The 16,736-nt window shown below is 60.6% G+C and carries 14 protein-coding genes and 1 tRNA gene; 6 read left to right on the top strand and 9 right to left on the bottom strand.

The features are described 5' to 3' along the window. Window positions 1–13: 13 nt before the first annotated feature. Window positions 14–90: transfer RNA gene (locus tag ACOCLD_RS14940), tRNA-Met, on the bottom strand. Between the two features lie 194 nt (window positions 91–284). Here ACOCLD_RS14940 and ACOCLD_RS14935 point away from each other — a divergent pair. Together ACOCLD_RS14935 and dinB are read left to right on the top strand one after the other, a co-directional pair. Next, the gene (locus ACOCLD_RS14935; protein ID WP_422909730.1) at window positions 285–500 is read left to right on the top strand and encodes a zinc ribbon domain-containing protein; all 216 of its coding nucleotides are present in this window, start codon (window positions 285–287) and stop codon (window positions 498–500) included. Between the two features lie 26 nt (window positions 501–526). Then, window positions 527–1,588 carry a DNA polymerase IV gene (dinB, locus tag ACOCLD_RS14930; RefSeq protein ID WP_422909729.1) on the top strand — a complete coding sequence of 354 codons (1,062 nt, stop codon included), beginning with the start codon at window positions 527–529 and terminating at the stop codon, window positions 1,586–1,588. A gap of 70 nt (window positions 1,589–1,658) precedes the next feature. On the opposite strand, the gene rhlB is transcribed toward dinB, so the two are convergent. From rhlB to ACOCLD_RS14905, 5 genes are all read right to left on the bottom strand, one after another. Next, entirely contained in the window at window positions 1,659–3,098 is a 1,440-nt protein-coding gene (gene rhlB / locus ACOCLD_RS14925; RefSeq protein WP_422909728.1) for an ATP-dependent RNA helicase RhlB, read from the bottom strand. A gap of 104 nt (window positions 3,099–3,202) precedes the next feature. After that, complete coding sequence (locus ACOCLD_RS14920; RefSeq protein ID WP_422909727.1) at window positions 3,203–4,366, bottom strand: dipeptidase; 1,164 nt, start codon at window positions 4,364–4,366, stop codon at window positions 3,203–3,205. A 238-nt stretch (window positions 4,367–4,604) separates the two neighbouring features. Further along, a complete protein-coding gene (locus ACOCLD_RS14915; RefSeq protein ID WP_422909726.1) occupies window positions 4,605–5,543 on the bottom strand; it encodes a GGDEF domain-containing protein in 939 nt (312 codons plus the stop codon). A 194-nt stretch (window positions 5,544–5,737) separates the two neighbouring features. Continuing rightward, window positions 5,738–7,639: an acyl-CoA synthetase gene (locus ACOCLD_RS14910; protein WP_422909725.1), complete on the bottom strand. Its 1,902-nt coding sequence runs from the start codon at window positions 7,637–7,639 to the stop codon at window positions 5,738–5,740. A 22-nt stretch (window positions 7,640–7,661) separates the two neighbouring features. Beyond that, the gene (locus tag ACOCLD_RS14905; protein ID WP_422909724.1) at window positions 7,662–8,321 is read right to left on the bottom strand and encodes an alpha/beta hydrolase; all 660 of its coding nucleotides are present in this window, start codon (window positions 8,319–8,321) and stop codon (window positions 7,662–7,664) included. A 481-nt stretch (window positions 8,322–8,802) separates the two neighbouring features. On the opposite strand from ACOCLD_RS14905, the gene ACOCLD_RS14900 reads away from it, so the two are divergent. The 4 genes from ACOCLD_RS14900 (at window position 8,803) to ACOCLD_RS14885 (ending at window position 12,995) form a co-directional block, all read left to right on the top strand. Next, window positions 8,803–9,831 (top strand): amino acid ABC transporter substrate-binding protein, encoded by a 1,029-nt coding sequence (locus ACOCLD_RS14900; protein ID WP_090252487.1) that lies wholly within the window; start codon window positions 8,803–8,805, stop codon window positions 9,829–9,831. Window positions 9,832–9,932: 101 nt separating this feature from the next. After that, window positions 9,933–11,117, top strand: coding sequence for an amino acid ABC transporter permease (locus ACOCLD_RS14895; protein WP_422909723.1), 1,185 nt, complete (start codon window positions 9,933–9,935; stop codon window positions 11,115–11,117). Window positions 11,118–11,126: 9 nt separating this feature from the next. Then, window positions 11,127–12,224: an amino acid ABC transporter permease gene (locus ACOCLD_RS14890; protein WP_233684553.1), complete on the top strand. Its 1,098-nt coding sequence runs from the start codon at window positions 11,127–11,129 to the stop codon at window positions 12,222–12,224. A 9-nt stretch (window positions 12,225–12,233) separates the two neighbouring features. Continuing rightward, window positions 12,234–12,995 (top strand): amino acid ABC transporter ATP-binding protein, encoded by a 762-nt coding sequence (locus tag ACOCLD_RS14885; protein WP_233684554.1) that lies wholly within the window; start codon window positions 12,234–12,236, stop codon window positions 12,993–12,995. 58 nt (window positions 12,996–13,053) lie between these two features. On the opposite strand, the gene ACOCLD_RS14880 is transcribed toward ACOCLD_RS14885, so the two are convergent. The 3 genes from ACOCLD_RS14880 to ACOCLD_RS14870 all read right to left on the bottom strand — a co-directional run bounded on the left by ACOCLD_RS14880 (window position 13,054) and on the right by ACOCLD_RS14870 (window position 16,721). Then, the gene (locus ACOCLD_RS14880) at window positions 13,054–13,458 is read right to left on the bottom strand and encodes an META domain-containing protein (RefSeq protein ID WP_422909722.1); all 405 of its coding nucleotides are present in this window, start codon (window positions 13,456–13,458) and stop codon (window positions 13,054–13,056) included. A 20-nt stretch (window positions 13,459–13,478) separates the two neighbouring features. Then, the gene (locus ACOCLD_RS14875; RefSeq protein ID WP_422909721.1) at window positions 13,479–13,907 is read right to left on the bottom strand and encodes a hypothetical protein; all 429 of its coding nucleotides are present in this window, start codon (window positions 13,905–13,907) and stop codon (window positions 13,479–13,481) included. Between the two features lie 63 nt (window positions 13,908–13,970). Further along, complete coding sequence (locus ACOCLD_RS14870) at window positions 13,971–16,721, bottom strand: ATP-binding protein (RefSeq protein ID WP_422909720.1); 2,751 nt, start codon at window positions 16,719–16,721, stop codon at window positions 13,971–13,973. Window positions 16,722–16,736 lie beyond the last annotated feature (15 nt).

Genomic DNA, 16,736 nt, shown 5'->3' with positions numbered 1-16,736 from the left:
TTTTTTGAGTATCTGGTTGCGGGAGCTGGATTTGAACCAACGACCTTCGGGTTATGAGCCCGACGAGCTACCAGACTGCTCCATCCCGCGGCGGCCATTATAGCGGCAAAAACCTACGTGTCAACCTAAAGATCGGCGGAAGTTGTTTTTATTCAGTTGCTTAGCCGTTTGGCCTTTTGCTGGGCCCTGAGTTAGAGCTGATCTGATTGTTCGTAAACGTTTCACCGTAGCCCGTAACCCGGCTGTTGGGCTAGAGTCCGTGGCCATTGAAGAGGAGCGACGCCATGAGTACTGAATGTAAAGCCTGTGGTGCCCAAGTGCCTGCAGATGCCAAGGCGTGCCCCAGCTGTGGCGCCGCGATGGTGAGTAAACCCAAGTTGTTGCCGCTGGCGGCTTTTATGTTGATCGTCATTCTGATCATCCAGTCCTATATCAGCAAATCTGACGAGAGCGAGACGCAGGCCCAACCCACGGCGCCCGTCAGCGCGGCCGAGCAGTAGCGGTCAGCGGGTTTGCTGATGTGACGATGAACAGTCGCAAAATCATCCACGTCGATTGCGACTGCTTTTACGCGGCAATCGAGATGCGTGATGACCCGAGCCTGGCCAGTAAACCCCTGGCAGTGGGTGGATCGGCGGATCGGCGAGGGGTGATCGCCACCTGTAACTATGAGGCGCGCAGTTATGGTGTACGCTCGGCGATGGCTTCGGGGCAGGCGCTGAAGCTGTGTCCGGAGCTGTTGATCGTCAAGCCGCGGATGGACGTCTACAAGGCGGTGTCGCGTGAGATTCAGGCGATCTTTCGCGATTACACCGAGCTGATCGAGCCGCTGTCGTTGGATGAGGCCTATCTGGACGTCACCGACAGCCCGCACTTTACCGGCAGTGCCACCCGTATCGCCCAGGATATTCGCCGGCGAGTCTCGCAGGAGCTGCATATCACCGTTTCTGCGGGGGTGGCGCCGAACAAGTTCCTGGCCAAGATTGCCAGCGACTGGAAAAAACCCAACGGCCTGTTTGTCATCACTCCCGATCAGGTCGAGGATTTCGTCGCGGCCTTGCCGGTGAGCAAGCTGCATGGTGTGGGCAAGGTTACGGCTGACAAGCTCGGTCGCCTGGGGATTCGCACCTGTGGTGACCTGCGCGAGTGGAACAAGCTGGCACTGGTCAAGGAATTTGGCAGTTTCGGCGAACGCCTCTGGGGATTAGCGCGTGGCATTGATGAGCGTGCGGTGCATAACGACAGTCGGCGGCAGTCCGTCAGCGTGGAAAATACCTTCGACAAGGATCTGCCTGACCTGGCCGCCTGCCTGGAGCAGTTACCTGCGCTGCTGGAACAACTGGCAACCCGTATGGCGCGGCTGGATGCGAGTTATCGGCCAGACAAACCCTTTGTCAAAATCAAGTTTCACGATTTCAGCCAGACCACCCTGGAGCAGGCCGGAGCACGGCAAGATCTGGACAGTTACGGGCGGCTGCTGAGTGCCGCCTACGCCCGAGGCAACAAGGCGGTGCGTCTGCTGGGTGTTGGTGTGCGCTTGCATGATGTACGTGGCCAGCACGAGCAGCTGGAGCTGTTTGCCCCCTGACAGGTTGTGGCCGGCAGCCTATAAAAAAGGCGAAGCCCTTGGGGGCTTCGCCTTTTTAGTCGCGCCTAGATCAGTGCTTGCGCGGTACCGGCTTGAGCAGCTCGTCCGGTGGCATTTCGCAGGCAATCTTGCGGCCCAACAAAGCTTCGATGGCGGGCAGGGCGTAGGCATCGTCTTCGCCGGCAAAGCTGATCGAGGTGCCACTGGTGCCGGCGCGGCCGGTGCGCCCGATGCGGTGCACATAGTCGTCCGGGGTTTCCGGCAGGGTGAAGTTGATTACGTGACTTATGCCATCGACATGAATCCCACGGCCGGCCACATCGGTGGCGACCATCACGCGGATCTTGCCTTCGCGGAAGCCTTCCAGGGCGCGGATGCGTTTGTGCTGCGGGACATCACCGGACATTTGCACGGCACTGATGCCGTCGCGGGTCAGGCGTTCCTCGATACGGCGCACTTCATCCTTGCGGTTGGCGAAGACCATTACCCGACTCCAGTCGTTCTGGCTGATCAGGTTGTACAGCAGCTTGTATTTGTCGCTGCCGGCAACGGCATAAACGTGCTGCTCGACGGTGTCGCTGGCGACGTTTTCCGGTTCGATCTCGACGATGGCCGGGTCGGTGGTCCACTGCTTGGCCAGATTCATCACATCGTCGGTGAAGGTGGCGGAGAACAGCAGGGTCTGGCGCTCGCCCTTCATTGGGGTCTGGCGAATGATCTGCCGTACCTGCGGGATAAAGCCCATGTCGAGCATGCGGTCGGCTTCGTCGAGCACCATCACCTCGACCATATCCAGGTGCACTTCGCCACGCTGATTGAAATCGAGCAGGCGCCCCGGGGTTGCCACCAGAATGTCGCAGAAGCGTGATTCGAGCTGCTTGAGCTGTTTGTCGAAATCCATACCGCCAACAAACTGCATGACGTTGAGGCCGGTGTACTTGGTCAGTTCGGCGGCATCCTTGGCGATCTGTACCACCAGTTCGCGGGTTGGCGCAATGATCAGCGCGCGCGGCTCGCCCATGTAGCGCTCTTTCGGTGCCGGGGTCTGTTGCAGCTGGGTGATGATCGAGATCAGGAAGGCTGCGGTTTTGCCGGTGCCGGTCTGGGCACGGCCAATCGCATCGCGGCCACTGAGGGTGAAGCCCAGCACCTGCGCCTGAATCGGCGTGCAGTAGGGGAAACCGAGGTCATGGATGGCGTGCATCAACTCGGGAGAGAGCTTGAAGTCGTGGAAACGGGTCTTGCCTTCGGCCGGTTCGACGGCGAAGTCTTCCAGTTTCCAGGTATCGACAGGCTTGGCCGGGCGCTCGCGACGCGGCTTGGCCGGCTTTTCCTGGCGCTGTGACGGTTTTTCAGCGGTTTCTGCGGCGCGCGGTTTGCTGTTGCGGCTGTCGTTATCCGCGTGGGCATCCTGCTTGGCGCGCGGTGTGCTGGGCGTTACGGGCGGGCTTGCTGGGCTGGGCTGCTCGCCCTCGGCTTTGCCGAATATTTTCTTGAGTGCTTTGAGCACGGTCATCTCATCAATTGGTTAAGGAGTGAACGGTCGCCAGTGTAAAGCAAGAAGCCGGCGCGGCGAAGTGCCACGCCGGATGGCAGCGTTTGACTGGTTTTTACTCAATCTGCAGGGAGGCTGGCAAGCAGCAGGCGCTGCACGTTGCCGCCCATGATGGCGGCAATTTCATCACGGTTGAAGCCAGCCTTGAGCAGGCCTTCGGTGAGCTGTGGCAAGCCGGTTACATCAAACGGGGCGTGAATGGTGCCGTTGAAATCCGAGCCGAGGGCCACATGCTGTACGCCGATCAAGTCAGCGGTATAGCGGATGGCCTGGACGATGGCCTCGACCGAGGTGGCGCAGACGGCGGCATCCCAGTAACCGATACCGATCACTCCGCCAGTAGCGGCAATGGCTTTCAGGTGTTTGTCGCTCAGATTGCGCGGGCCTTTGCAGGTGCCTTCCACGCCTGTGTGGGAAACCAGAACCGGGCGCGTGCTGATGGCCAGCACGTCATCGATCAGCGGGCGGGAGGCGTGGGCCAGGTCAATCAGCATGGCTTTTTCTTCCAGGCGCTTGATCACTTGCTTACCCAGCGGGGTCAGGCCGCCTTTTTCCAGGCCGTGGGCCGAGCCGCCGATTTCGTTATCGAAGAAGTGGGTCAGGCCGGTGATGCGAAAGCCTGCGTCATAGAGTGCGTCGACGTTCTCCAGTTTGCCTTCGATCGGCTGCAGGCCTTCGGTGGCGAGAATTGCCGCTACACGCTGTGGGTCTTTCTGCCAGGCGCTAACAAAATTGGCGAGGTCGTTACGGGTTTTGATCAGCACCAGGCGGCCGTCGCTGTTGGCGCTGGCCTCATTAAGCTTCTGTGCCTGGTACAGTGCGCGTTGCAGCAGGCTGGCCCAGGTTTCTTTGGGCCAGCGTTGGGCCATAGCCAGTAGGGTGATGTTGTCGGTCTCACCGCTGTTGCGCTCATAGTTGATGCCGCGCGGCGTCTTGGTCACGGTGGAGAACACCTGTAGCCCCACATGGCCTTCGAGCATGCGTGGCAGATCGGAGTGGCCGAAGTCGTAGCGCTTGAGCAGGTCGCGCTCCCACAGCAGCACGTCATCGTGTAGATCGGCGATAAACAGCTGTTGATGCAGCTGTTTGGCCGGCTCGCTGGCAGGGTAGGGTGCAGGGGATTCAACACTGTTCATCTTGCGGTCAAGCAGGGCGGGCAAGGCGAACACGCTGCCAGCAGCAATCAGCAGCACAATCAGGAGGGTCAGCAGAACTTTGCGCATAGTGGGTGCCATCCGGGCGTTGTTGTTATGCGCAGCACTCTAACAAGAGTGGGTAAAAAAGTGATTGCTAGCGAGTGAGTGGGCTTCGTACGCGTGCGCTTTTGCAGCCAGTTTACGATCTCGCGAGCTAGAGCCATGCAAGGCAAGAACAAGCAAGGGTTCGGAGTGTACTTTTGTACATGAGCAGGCCGGGCTTGTTATTAACGCAGCAGGGCCGATGCGCAGCAGATCGTAGAGGTCAGCCGCAGAGGCAGTCGCGGCCTTTCTGCTTGGCCCGATACAGCGCGCTGTCGGCGCGGGCGATCAGGCCCTGCAGGCTGTCCTTGGGCTGCATCTGCGCCAGGCCAATGGAAACGGTTACGCCCGGTAGCACGCCAATCGGTGAGTGGAACGAGCTGACGTGATGCAGTGCCTCGCGCAGGCGCTCGCCGATACTGCGTGCTTCATCAGTGCCGATTTCCGGCAGCAGGATGACGAACTCTTCACCGCCGTAGCGCGTCAGGCTGTCTTTGAGGCGCAGCTGGTTGCGCAGGGTGTGGGCGACCAGGCAAAGCGCGTAGTCGCCGGCGAGGTGGCCGTGCTGATCGTTGTAGGCTTTGAAGTGATCGACATCGAGCATCAGCATGCACAGCGGTTTTTCGTTGAAGGCGCTGCGGGTGCTTTCACGTTCGAAGATATGCTCCAGCCAGCGGCGGTTGTAGGCCCCAGTCAGGGCGTCGATGTTGGCGGTCTGTTCGCTGTCGAGAATGATCCGATTGCCTTTGCGTACTCGATCGCACAGCAGTTCCAGCAGGTTTTGCATCAGTTCGGGTGATTGCCGGAACAGGTTGAACAGCGATTCGCGGTGTAGCCGCAGCACGCAGCAAGGCTCGGTGGCCACCACGTAAGCCGATGGGTGTTCATTGTCGATAAAGCTGATTTCGCCGGCGCAGTCGCCGACTTTCAGGGTGCTCACTGGCTGGCTGTCGAGCGAGCCGAGGTAGACCTTGAGTTGGCCTTTAAGCAGCAAGTAGAGGTACTGATTGCGGTTGAAGGGCGAAAGTAGCACTTCGCCGGCGTCCAGATCGCAAGCGCGAAATTCCTTGAGCAGCTGGCTGATGCTGCTGGCGGCGACATTATTGAACAGTCGCAGGTGGCGGAGTTGGTGCAGGTCAGCCTGCCACTTGGCGTTTTTCATCGCAGTGGCAAGTAGGGTCTGGTCTTGTGCCGAGTGTGCATCGCTAACGCTCCCTGCATTAAGGGCGAACACCATGGCTGAACATATGCCGCTGTCTGTGGGCTGACAATCCTTGTGTGGGTTTTGGGCGACCAGTGGTCTTAAAGTTGAATGGTTGGTCACAAGTCTGGCGCGATCCTTGCGCCAGCCTGCTGTCAGGCGTCGTGGTGCAGTTGTATGCCAACGGCAAAGCCACTCAGGCGCTTGGCCACGGCATCGGCCAGCGCGGCTTTCCCGGCCGGCAGGTGAATGTGCGCCACCTGGCCGCGCTGGTCATCGCTGAGCACTTCCACGCGCAGCTGTTCGTCCAGTTCCGTCAGCGCGGCCTGGTAGACCCGAGCGATTGCGTCGAAACGCAGGGCTGGCTTGAAGGTCTTGCCCACGGCGGTCAGCGGAATGGCGTCGATGATCCAGGCGTCCTTGGGAATCGCCGCACGCTCGGGGATATGCTCGGCAGCATGGGCCAACAGCTCGGCTTCACTGACCTGTGCACCGGGTTTGAGCTGCACGTAGACCACCGGCAATTCACCGGCTTTTTCGTCTGGCTTGCCGACTGCGGCGGCCATGGCCACTGCGGGGTGTTTGTGCAGGGCTTCTTCGATCATTTGCGGGTCGATGTTGTGGCCGCCACGGATGATCAGGTCCTTGCTGCGGCCGGTCAGCCAGATATAGCCGTCTGCATCCACACGACCCAGGTCGCCAGTGTTGAACCAGTCGCCATCGACCCAGATGCCGGCATTCTTGCTGCTCTGCAGGTAGCCCTTGAATACCGTGACACCGCGGATGCACAGGTTGCCGATTTCATTGTTGGCCGCATTCCTTAAATAGTTGCCCTGTTCATCGAGCACCTTGATCGCCACCTCGCAGTAGGGCATCGGCAGGCCAATGGAGCCCGGGCGACGTTCGCCGGCTGGCGGGTTGGCGCAGCTGCCGCAGGTGCCTTCCGTGAGGCCGTAGCCTTCGATCAGGGTCAGCCCGGTTTTGCTTTCGAACTGGCGGATCAGCTCCACCGGCATCGGCGCCGCGCCACACAGGGCGTACTTCAACGAGCTGAGGTCATGGCCTTCGCTCGGCACCTGCAGCAGGCCGGCGTAGATGGTCGGTACGCCGCTGAAGAAGCTGACCTTGTAGCGCTCGATAATCTTCCAGAAATTACCGATCAGCGCAGTGTTGCGATAACCCTGCGGGGTAGCCAGCAGCACTTCGGCGCCGCCGATAAAGGCGGTCAGGCCGGTGACGATCACACCGTTGACGTGGAACAGCGGCAGGCCGCAGAGGGTGACATCACCCGGCTCGAAGCGAGTGACCAGGTTCATGCTGTAGGCCATCGTCACTTCATTAGCGTGGCTGTGCGGCGCCAGTTTCGGCGTGCCAGTGGTGCCGCCGGTGTGGAAGTAGCTGGCGATCTCATCGGACGATATCACCCGGCCGCTTTCCAGGTGATCGTCCGGGCACCCTGCGATCAGCTCGTCAAAGTCCAGCACGCCCTCCGGCAATGCCCCGCGCTGGGCTTTGAGGCCACTGCGCTGCGGCTCTGGCAGCAGATTGGCCATGTCGACGCAGATAATCGCCTTGAGGTTCGGCAACTGATCGCGCAGGCCTTCGACCTTGGCCCACAAGTCAGTGCCGGGGAAGGGGGCGAGGGTGACCAGCAGCTCCGAGTCCGAAGCCTGGATCAGCTCGGCGATATGTTCCGGGTCGAGCAGCGGGTTGATTGCGTTGACGATCCCGGCGGCTTCGCCACCCCAGATGGTGAAGTGGGTGTGCGGCAGGTTGGGCAGCAGAAACGACACCGCCTTGCCTGGACGCAGGCCCAGGCGGTGGAAGGCGTTGGCGGTCTGGGTGATCTTGCCCAGCAGTTGCCGGTAGCTCAGGCGGTAGACCGGCTCGTCCACATTGCCCTGCAGGATGAAGGACAGCGCTGGCGCGTCACCCTGCAACGCGGCACTGCGGCGGATCAGCTCATAGGTGCTGGTCGGCAGGTTGCGCTCGGTGAGCGGGGTTTGCTCTATTTGCTGAATGTCGCGCAGGGTCTTGATCGCAGGAATAGCAGGCATAAGTGGTTTCACTCGCAAGCAGTCAACTGTTGAACCGTCGCTCCAGCCAGTCGGCGATGTCGCGGATTTCCTCGTTTACCACTTCGTGGCCCATCGGGTAATCGCGCCATTGCACGCTGACGCCAGAGGCCTCCAGGTAGTCATGGGCTGCGCGGCCCATGGCCGGCAGAACGATGTCGTCGAATGTGCCATGCAAACACAGCACCGGCAGTTGTTTTTTTGTATCTGCCAGGGTGATTTCGTCGCTGAAAGTCGGTGCATAAGTTGACAGGGCCATGACCCCGCCCAGGGCAAACTGCCAGCGCAGGAACGCCGTATGCAGCACCACCGCACCGCCTTGGGAGAAACCGGCCAGAACGATACGGGCTGGATCAATGCCGCTGTCACGCTGCGCTTCGATCAGGGCGATCACCTGTTGCGCCGAGGCTTCCAGCTGCTCGCGGTTGATCGCGCGAGCCGGACTCATGGCCAGGATGTCGTACCAGCTGGGCATGGCGTAGCCGCCGTTGATGGTCACTGCCTGGGTCGGCGCTTGTGGCAGGACGAAGCGGGTGCTGGTCAGGCGTTTCTGCAGCATTTCGGCTACCGGCATAAAGTCGTAACGGTCGGCCCCCAGGCCGTGCAACCAAATGACGCACGAATCGGCGGCAAGTGTGGGCTGAAGAATCAAGGGTTCGCTCATCTGAGGCTCCGCTGTGGTGCGCACGCGCTGATTTAGTGCGCAGGAAAAATTAGAGGGTGGCGATTCTAGAAAGAAGTTGTCGCCAGGGTGCAAGTTTTGCTCTTGACCTCTCCGTATGGTGCTCAAAGCGCGGTGCTGGTACGGGCCTTGCTATACACCCTAGGGACTGATGACGTTGTTCGCCGGTGGTAACACTGCCACCCAAGCGGGCACGGAGCAGACTGAAATGCCTTGTAACAGGCTTTTCAACCAGTTCGCCAGGCGCTGCATGCTGTGCGACAAGTCACTTGCTATCTGTCTCTAGCCCATTCAAATAATGGGCGGGTGAGAGTCTATGGCCGCTGGAGCAATCGGCAACTAGACTCGAACTAAGGCCTGATCCCCGGCTGAGTGTGTTGCTGCCGACACAGTCAACGAGCCCCATAAGGGTACGGTGGTAGGGCCGAGACTCCAAACACAACAAAAGCAACTGGAGGTTTTAATGAAGATGGTGAAATCCACATTGGCAGTACTGACCACCGCCGCTGTTCTCGGTGTCAGCAGTTTTGCTCAAGCAGGCGCTACGCTGGACGCGATCCAGAAGAAAGGTTTTGTACAGTGCGGTATCAGCGATGGTCTGCCTGGCTTCTCCTACGCCGATGAGAAGGGTAACTACCTGGGTCTCGACGTTGACGTATGCCGCGCAGTGGCTGCTGCCGTATTCGGTGACGCGACCAAGGTCAAGTACAGCCCGCTGACCGCCAAGGAGCGCTTCACTGCGCTGCAATCCGGCGAAGTCGACATTCTCTCGCGTAACACCACCTGGACCAGCTCCCGTGATTCAGGCTTGGGTCTGAACTTTGCCGGCGTCAACTATTACGACGGTCAAGGCTTCCTGGTGAACAAGAAGCTTGGCGTTTCCAGCGCCAAGGAACTCGATGGCGCCACCGTGTGCATCCAGGCGGGTACCACCACCGAGCTGAACCTCTCCGACTACTTCCGCGCCAATGGCCTGAAGTACACCCCGATTACCTACGATACCTCCGACGAGAGCGCCAAATCGGTTGAAGCTGGCCGTTGTGACGTGCTGACTTCTGACCAGTCGCAGCTGTACGCACAGCGCATCAAACTGGCCGACCCGGACTCCTACGTGGTACTGCCGGAAGTGATCTCGAAAGAGCCACTGGGCCCGGTCGTACGCCAGGGTGACGAGGAGTGGTTCGACATCGTGCGCTGGTCGCTCTACGCGATGGTCAACGCTGAAGAGCTGGGCGTGACTTCGGCTAACGTTGAAGAGCAAGCCAAATCCACCAAGAACCCCGACGTGGCTCGTCTGCTCGGCGCTGAAGGTGAGTTCGGCAAAGACCTGAAACTGCCGAAAGACTGGGCGGTACAGATCGTCAAGCAAGTGGGCAACTACGGTGAGAGCTTCGAGCGCAACGTCGGTACCGGCAGCGAGCTGAAGATCGAGCGTGGCCTCAACGCCCTGTGGAACAAAGGTGGTCTGCAGTACGCACCGCCGGTGCGCTGACCGTCCGCTGCCAGCCGCTCGTCCTGAGTGGCTGGCATTGTTCTGACTGATGTGAACCTCATGCCCGCTGTTGCGGGCATGAGGGTTCCAAGAGGGCTCTTATGCAAACCACTGCAAATGTCCCGCGCCCGGGTGGATCGGTTTGGACCGACCCCAAGGTGCGTGCCTGGCTATTTCAAATTCTTGCCGTTATCGCCGTTGTGGCGCTCGGCTGGTTTCTGTTTGACAACACCCAGACCAACCTGGAAAAACGCGGAATCACCTCCGGCTTTTCCTTCCTTAACAACAGTGCCGGTTTCGGCATTGCCCAGCACCTGATCGACTACAACGAAAGCAACTCCTATGGGCGTGTTTTCGTGGTGGGTTTGCTCAACACCCTGCTGGTGTCGGTGATTGGTATCGTCCTGGCCACGTTGCTGGGATTTGTTCTTGGGGTGGCACGCTTGTCGCCCAACTGGCTGGTCAGCAAGCTGGCCGCCGTGTACATCGAAACCTTCCGCAATATCCCACCGCTGTTGCAGATATTCTTCTGGTACTTCGCCGTCATGCTCTCGCTGCCGGGACCGCGGCAGAGCCTGGGCGTTGGCGATACTTTCTTCCTCAACAGCCGTGGCCTGTATATGCCGGCCCCCAGCCCGACTGACAGCTTTGCGCTGTTTGCCGGTGCGCTGATTGTGGCAATTATCGGGGTGGTGCTGTTTTCGCGCTGGTCGAAGGCGCGTTTCGAGGCGACCGGCCAGCTGTTTCCGGTTTCTCTGGGCGCTATTCCGCTGCTGATCGGCCTGCCAGGGCTGGCGATTCTGCTGGGCGGCAATCCGTTGCAGTGGAGCGTGCCGGAGCTGACCGGCTTCAACTTCCGTGGCGGCTGGGTGCTGATTCCCGAGCTGATGGCGCTGACCCTGGCGCTGACCATCTACACCGCGGCCTTTATTGCCGAGAACGTGCGCTCCGGGATCATGGCCGTCAGTCACGGGCAGACCGAGGCGGCGCGCTCGTTGGGCCTGCCCGCTGGTAAGACCCTGCGTCTGGTGATCATTCCGCAGGCGCTGCGGGTGATCATTCCGCCGTTGACCAGCCAATACCTGAACCTGGCGAAAAACTCCTCGCTGGCCGCCGGTATCGGCTATCCGGACATGGTCTCGCTGTTCGCTGGCACGGTGCTCAATCAGACCGGTCAGGCCATCGAGGTGATTGCCATCACCATGAGCGTGTACCTGGCGATCAGCATCAGCATTTCCATGCTGATGAACTGGTACAACAAGCGCATTGCGCTGATCGAGCGGTAAGGAGCAGCCATGCAAACTCATACATTCAAACCTGATCTACCACCACCGGCGATGAGCGTCGGCGTGGTCGGCTGGCTGCGCAGTAATCTGTTCTCCAGCTGGTTCAACACACTGCTGACACTGTTCGCCGTCTACCTGGTTTGGCTGATGCTGCCACCGCTGATTCAGTGGGCTTTCATCAATGCCGACTGGACCGGCACCACCCGTGCTGACTGCACCAGCGGCGGAGCCTGCTGGGTGTTTGTGCAGCAACGTTTTGGCCAGTTCATGTACGGCTTCTACCCAACTGAGCTGCGCTGGCGGGTGGATACCACGCTGTGGTTGGCGATCATCGGTGCTGCACCGCTGTTCGTCTCGCTGATGCCGCGCAAGGCGCTGTATGGCCTCTGCTTTCTGGTGGTGTACCCGGTGCTGGCCTTCTGGCTGCTGCACGGTGGCTTCTTCGGCATGTCGACGGTGCCTACCAGCCAGTGGGGCGGCCTGATGCTGACTCTGGTGATCGCTGCTGTCGGCATCGCCGGTGCATTGCCGCTAGGCATCCTGCTGGCGCTGGGACGGCGCTCGGACATGCCGGCGATCCGCGTGATCTGCGTGACCTTCATCGAGTTCTGGCGTGGCGTACCGTTGATTACCGTGCTTTTCATGTCCTCGGTGATGCTGCCGCTGTTCCTGCCGGAAGGCCTGAGCTTCGACAAACTGATGCGCGCGCTGATCGGGGTGATCCTGTTCCAGTCGGCGTATATCGCTGAAGTGGTGCGCGGTGGTCTGCAAGCCATTCCCAAAGGCCAGTACGAAGCCGCAGCGGCCATGGGCCTGGGTTACTGGCGGATGATGGGCCTGGTGATCCTGCCGCAAGCCCTGAAGCTGGTTATCCCCGGCATCGTCAACACCTTTATTGCGCTGTTCAAGGACACCAGCCTGGTGATCATCATCGGCCTGTTCGACCTGCTCAACAGCATCAAGCAAGCCACCACCGATCCGGCCTGGTTGGGCATGGCCACTGAAGGCTATGTGTTCGCCGCGCTGATTTTCTGGATTTTCTGTTTTGGTATGTCCCGCTATTCCCAGAGTCTGGAGAGAAAGCTGGACACCGGCCACAAGCGTTAGGAGTGAATCATGAGTGAAGCAATCAAGCAGCCCAGCGCCGAGCCGATGATCCTGCTGCAAGGCGTGAACAAGTGGTACGGCCAGTTCCATGTGCTCAAGGACATCAACCTGAGCGTGCAGCAAGGTGAGCGTATCGTGCTGTGCGGGCCATCTGGCTCGGGCAAATCGACCACCATTCGCTGCATCAACCGTCTGGAAGAGCATCAGCAGGGGCGCATCATCGTTGATGGCACCGAGCTGACCCACGACCTCAAGCACATCGAAGCGGTACGTCGCGAAGTCGGCATGGTATTCCAGCACTTCAACTTGTTCCCGCACCTGACCGTGCTGCAGAACTGCACGCTGGCACCGATGTGGGTGCGCAAGATGCCCAAGCGCCAGGCCGAAGAAATTGCCATGCATTTTCTTGAGCGTGTACGTATTCCGGAGCAGGCGAACAAATACCCAGGCCAGCTTTCTGGTGGTCAGCAACAGCGTGTGGCGATTGCCCGTGCGCTGTGCATGAAACCAAAGATCATGCTGTTCGACGAGCCGACCTCGGCACTCGATCCGGAAATGGTCAAGGAAGTGCTGGATACCATGATCGGCCTGGCCGAAGACGGCATGACCATGCTCTGCGTAACCCACGAAATGGGCTTTGCCCGCACCGTGGCGAACCGGGTGATCTTTATGGACAAGGGCGAGATCGTTGAGCAGAACGATCCGGATACCTTCTTCACCAACCCGCAGAACGAACGCACCAAGCTGTTCCTCAGCCAGATCATTCACTGAGTTCAGCTGCAATAGATAAAGGGAGCCCTCGGGCTCCCTTTTTATCTGACGTAAATGCTTACTTATCTTCCGACCACAGGCGCAGCGGCTTGCCTTCGGCTGGCCACAGTTGCAGCTGTCCGGTGGGCGAGAAGTCCCAACGCTGCACCTGACTCAGGCTTTCGAGAAAGCGCGTTTCCTGTTCCATCAGCGCCGGTGCACACATTTTTCGGGTGCTGCCTGGCTGGCTGATGCTGAGTTTTTCGCCGTCCAGGCGGTAGTTGGCGAACCAGTGGTTGCAACCGGCATTGCCATAGGCCCGACCATCGTCAGCCAAGGTAATACTCAGGTAGCTACGGTCGATCAACGGACGCTCACCAATCCATTCCACCCGGTAGCTGTGCTCGGTTTCCAGTTGCGGGCCGGATGCGGCGCAGCCGGAAAGGCCCAAGGCCAGCAGGCTGATGGTCAGAAGTCGGTTCATATAGCCTCCTGGAGTGCGGCTTATTTTTGGCATTTAGGGCACAGGTGCTTGGCGTTATGCGACTGCCAGCCCAGCTCTTTAATGCGCGCCTCGGCCGCTGGGGCCTGGGCCTTCTTGCCGAGGGCGGCATCGACGGCAAACTCGAAATCGAGCTGGGCATTGCAGCTGTCGCAGTTGACCTGCCAATTGAAGATGGCCAGCTCCTTGAATGCCGGGCCGGTGGCAACGGCGACCCATTGGCCGCGCGGGTTAATCAGGTGGCGCACTTTGTCGGCCTGCAAGCGCATGGACAGCTCGCGGCTGCCCTTGAGGGTAACCAGCAGAGTGTCGCCGCTCTGGATCGAGCCACCATTGCCGGTGACCTGGTAAAGGCCTGGGGCCAGTGCGCGGCATTCGATCAGCGTGTGTTCAGGGTTGAGCAGGTTGTAGCGAAAGTCGTGTTCAGCCATAGATCCTCCAAATGTGCGCAAATGCTATCACGCACGGCCCGCAGGCTGTGTTCAGCGAGCGCTTCAGGCGCTGACTTGCGCCTCAAAGGCCAGCCGTTCAATGGCGGCATCCAGCTCATCCAGGGCTTGCTGGGCGGCCGGGTCGTTCTGTTTCAGCAGGGTTTCGCTGCGCTGACAGGCGGCGCGCAACTGCGGCACGCCGCAATAGCGTGTCGCTCCGTGCAGGCGGTGCACCCGTTCTATCAGGCTGTTGCGCTCGCCACTGGCGCGCGCCTGGCGAATGGCCTGGCGGTCGCCGGGCAGGCCGGCCAGCAGCATGCTCAGCATATCGGCGGCCAGGTCAGCCTTGCCGGCTGCCAGGCGCAGGCCTTCTTCAGCGTCCAGTACGCTCAGGCTGAGCTGCACCTTGCTGGCACTGGCTGGATCGATGCTCTGGTTGCGCAGGGCCAGGCCGGTCCACTTGAGCACCACCTGGGCCAGCTGGCGTTCGCTGATCGGCTTGGTCAGGTAGTCATCCAGGCCACTTTGCAGCAGGGCGCGTTTTTCGTTGGCCAAGGCGTGGGCGGTCAGGGCGACGATCGGCACCGGGCTGCGGCCGCTCTCGCTTTCCTGCAGGCGAATCGCTTCGGTGGCCTGGCGACCGTCCATGCCCGGCATCTGTACGTCCATAAATATCAGGTCAAAGGTCTGCTCGGCGGCTTTTTCCACGGCCTCATAGCCGCTGTTGGCGATGCTGACCTGGGCGCCCATGTCGTCGAGCAGGGTTTGCACCAGCAACAGGTTGGCCGGGTTGTCGTCGACACAGAGAATCAGCGGCGGGCGGCTCGGTGCGCTTTGTTGGTTTTCTGTACGGCTCTGCCGTGGACTGACCAGCTCGGCCAGACCGCGCTGCAGCTTGCGTGTGCAGGCGGGTTTGGCCTGCAGTTGGCTGTAGGCGTCTGGGAGCAGGCCTTGGTACAGCGTCTGTTCGGTGGTGGGGCACAGCAGCAGGGTTTTGCAGGCCAGGCGTTCGAGCTCCCAGATACGTTGGTCGAGGCGCTCTGGCGGCAAGGTCTGGGTGCTGACGCCGAGCACCGCCAGTTCGATTGGCTGGGCGCTATGTCGCGCCTCGGCCACGGCGCTGAGCAGGCTGTCGAGGTTATCGAAGCCGCTGACCTGCAGGCCGCAGTCTTCCAGTTGATGTTGCAGGGCCTGACGCGCCAGGTCGTGGTGTTCCAGGGCAGCCGCGCGGCGGCCGAGCAGCGGCGGCCGTGGCAGGTCTTCGGCGTCGTCACGGGCCTTGGGTAGGCTCAGGGTGATCCAGAATTCCGAGCCTTCTTCAGGCGTGCTGTCGACGCCGATTTCGCCGCCCATCTGCTCGATCAGGCGCTTGGAAATCACCAGGCCCAGCCCGGTGCCGCCAGCTTGACGGCTGAGCGAGTTATCGGCCTGGCTGAAGGCTTGGAACAGCTCGCGCAGGTCGTCATCGGACAGGCCGATGCCGGTGTCCTGCACGCTAATACGCAGCTGCGCGCGGTCGGCACTTTCGTCTTCGAGCATGGCGCGAATCACGATGGTGCCGGCGCGGGTGAACTTGATCGCGTTGCTTACCAGGTTGGTCAGCACCTGCTTGAGCCGCAGCGGGTCGCCGATCAGCGACAGCGGTGTGTCGCGGTAGACCAGGCTGAGCAGCTCCAGCTGTTTCTCATGAGCGGCCGGGGCGAGGATGGTCAGGGTTTCCTGCAGCAGGTCGCGCAGGTTGAACGGGATATTTTCCAGCACCAGTTTGCCGGCCTCGATCTTCGAGAAATCGAGAATCTCGTTGATGATCGCCAGCAGGCTGTCGGCGGATTTTTCGATGGTGCCCAGGTAATCCTGCTGGCGCGGGGTCAGCTCGCTTTTCTGCAGCAGGTTGGTGAAACCGAGGATGCCGTTGAGTGGAGTGCGGATTTCATGGCTCATATTGGCGAGAAATTCCGATTTTATGCGGCTGGCTTCCAGGGCTTCCTTACGGGCCAGATCCAGCTCGATGTTCTGGATTTCGATGGTTTCCAGATTCTGTCGCACGTCTTCGGTGGCCTGGTCGACGCTGTGTTGCAGTTCTTCCTGGGCGTTCTGCAGTGACTCGGCCATGCGGTTGATGCCCGAGGCCAGCTCGTCCAGCTCATGGCTGCCAAGTGGCGGCAGACGGGTTTCCAGGTGGCCGTCCTTGAGCTGGGCAACGCTCTGTTTGATCTGCCGCAGCGGGTCGTTGATGGTGCGGCTCATGCGCACGGCGAGCAGGGCGGTGACCATCAGCCCGGTGGCAATCAGCAGCAGGCTGGCCAGCAGGCTGCGGTAGCCGCTGAGCAGGGTGCTGTGGTGCGACAGCTCCAGCTCGACCCAGCCGAGCAACTGGGTGCCGGGTTCGCTGAATAAACTGCCGGTCAGGCTCAGGTGTTGCTGATACACCGGCATCAGAAAGCGCGTGGCGTCCTGGTTGCTGCTCTGCGCGGGTTGTAACTCTGCGGCGATGGGTGAGGGCGTCAGCATGCGTGGGCCGGCATGGGCCAGGGGGCTGCGTTCCGGGGCAAGGAAGCTCACCGCACGTACGTCCGGTTGCTCCAGCGCCTGGGTGGCGATGCGTTGCAGCAGCTGCGCATCACCGGCCTGCAAGGCGGGGGCCGCCAGGGGCGCGAGCTGTTCGCTGATCATCTGGCCGCGTTGCAGCAGTTGCCCCTGCAAGCCGGACAGCTGCACCCAGGTGAAGTAACCCCCCAGAACCAACGCCAACAGGCTGGTGGGCAGCAGGGTGAGCATAAGCACACGGCCTTTGATGCCTAGATCCTTTAACACGCGACGCCTCCTGGG

This window comes from Pseudomonas cimarronensis, assembly GCF_049331905.1.
Lineage (GTDB): Bacteria > Pseudomonadota > Gammaproteobacteria > Pseudomonadales > Pseudomonadaceae > Aquipseudomonas.
The sequence above is the reverse complement of the archived record's forward strand: the minus strand, read 5'-3'. Positions and strand labels throughout refer to the sequence as shown.

What these genes read in the sequence shown, in the direction of transcription:
- ACOCLD_RS14935 (WP_422909730.1), top strand. Translation starts at nt 285, where the DNA reads ATGAGTACTGAATGTAAAGCCTGTGGTGCCCAAGTGCCTGCAGATGCC.
- dinB (WP_422909729.1), top strand. Translation starts at nt 527, where the DNA reads ATGAACAGTCGCAAAATCATCCACGTCGATTGCGACTGCTTTTACGCG.
- ACOCLD_RS14920 (WP_422909727.1), bottom strand. Translation starts at nt 4,366, where the DNA reads ATGCGCAAAGTTCTGCTGACCCTCCTGATTGTGCTGCTGATTGCTGCT.
- ACOCLD_RS14915 (WP_422909726.1), bottom strand. Translation starts at nt 5,543, where the DNA reads ATGAAAAACGCCAAGTGGCAGGCTGACCTGCACCAACTCCGCCACCTG.
- ACOCLD_RS14910 (WP_422909725.1), bottom strand. Translation starts at nt 7,639, where the DNA reads ATGCCTGCTATTCCTGCGATCAAGACCCTGCGCGACATTCAGCAAATA.
- ACOCLD_RS14905 (WP_422909724.1), bottom strand. Translation starts at nt 8,321, where the DNA reads ATGAGCGAACCCTTGATTCTTCAGCCCACACTTGCCGCCGATTCGTGC.
- ACOCLD_RS14900 (WP_090252487.1), top strand. Translation starts at nt 8,803, where the DNA reads ATGAAGATGGTGAAATCCACATTGGCAGTACTGACCACCGCCGCTGTT.
- ACOCLD_RS14895 (WP_422909723.1), top strand. Translation starts at nt 9,933, where the DNA reads ATGCAAACCACTGCAAATGTCCCGCGCCCGGGTGGATCGGTTTGGACC.
- ACOCLD_RS14890 (WP_233684553.1), top strand. Translation starts at nt 11,127, where the DNA reads ATGCAAACTCATACATTCAAACCTGATCTACCACCACCGGCGATGAGC.
- ACOCLD_RS14885 (WP_233684554.1), top strand. Translation starts at nt 12,234, where the DNA reads ATGAGTGAAGCAATCAAGCAGCCCAGCGCCGAGCCGATGATCCTGCTG.
- ACOCLD_RS14880 (WP_422909722.1), bottom strand. Translation starts at nt 13,458, where the DNA reads ATGAACCGACTTCTGACCATCAGCCTGCTGGCCTTGGGCCTTTCCGGC.
- ACOCLD_RS14875 (WP_422909721.1), bottom strand. Translation starts at nt 13,907, where the DNA reads ATGGCTGAACACGACTTTCGCTACAACCTGCTCAACCCTGAACACACG.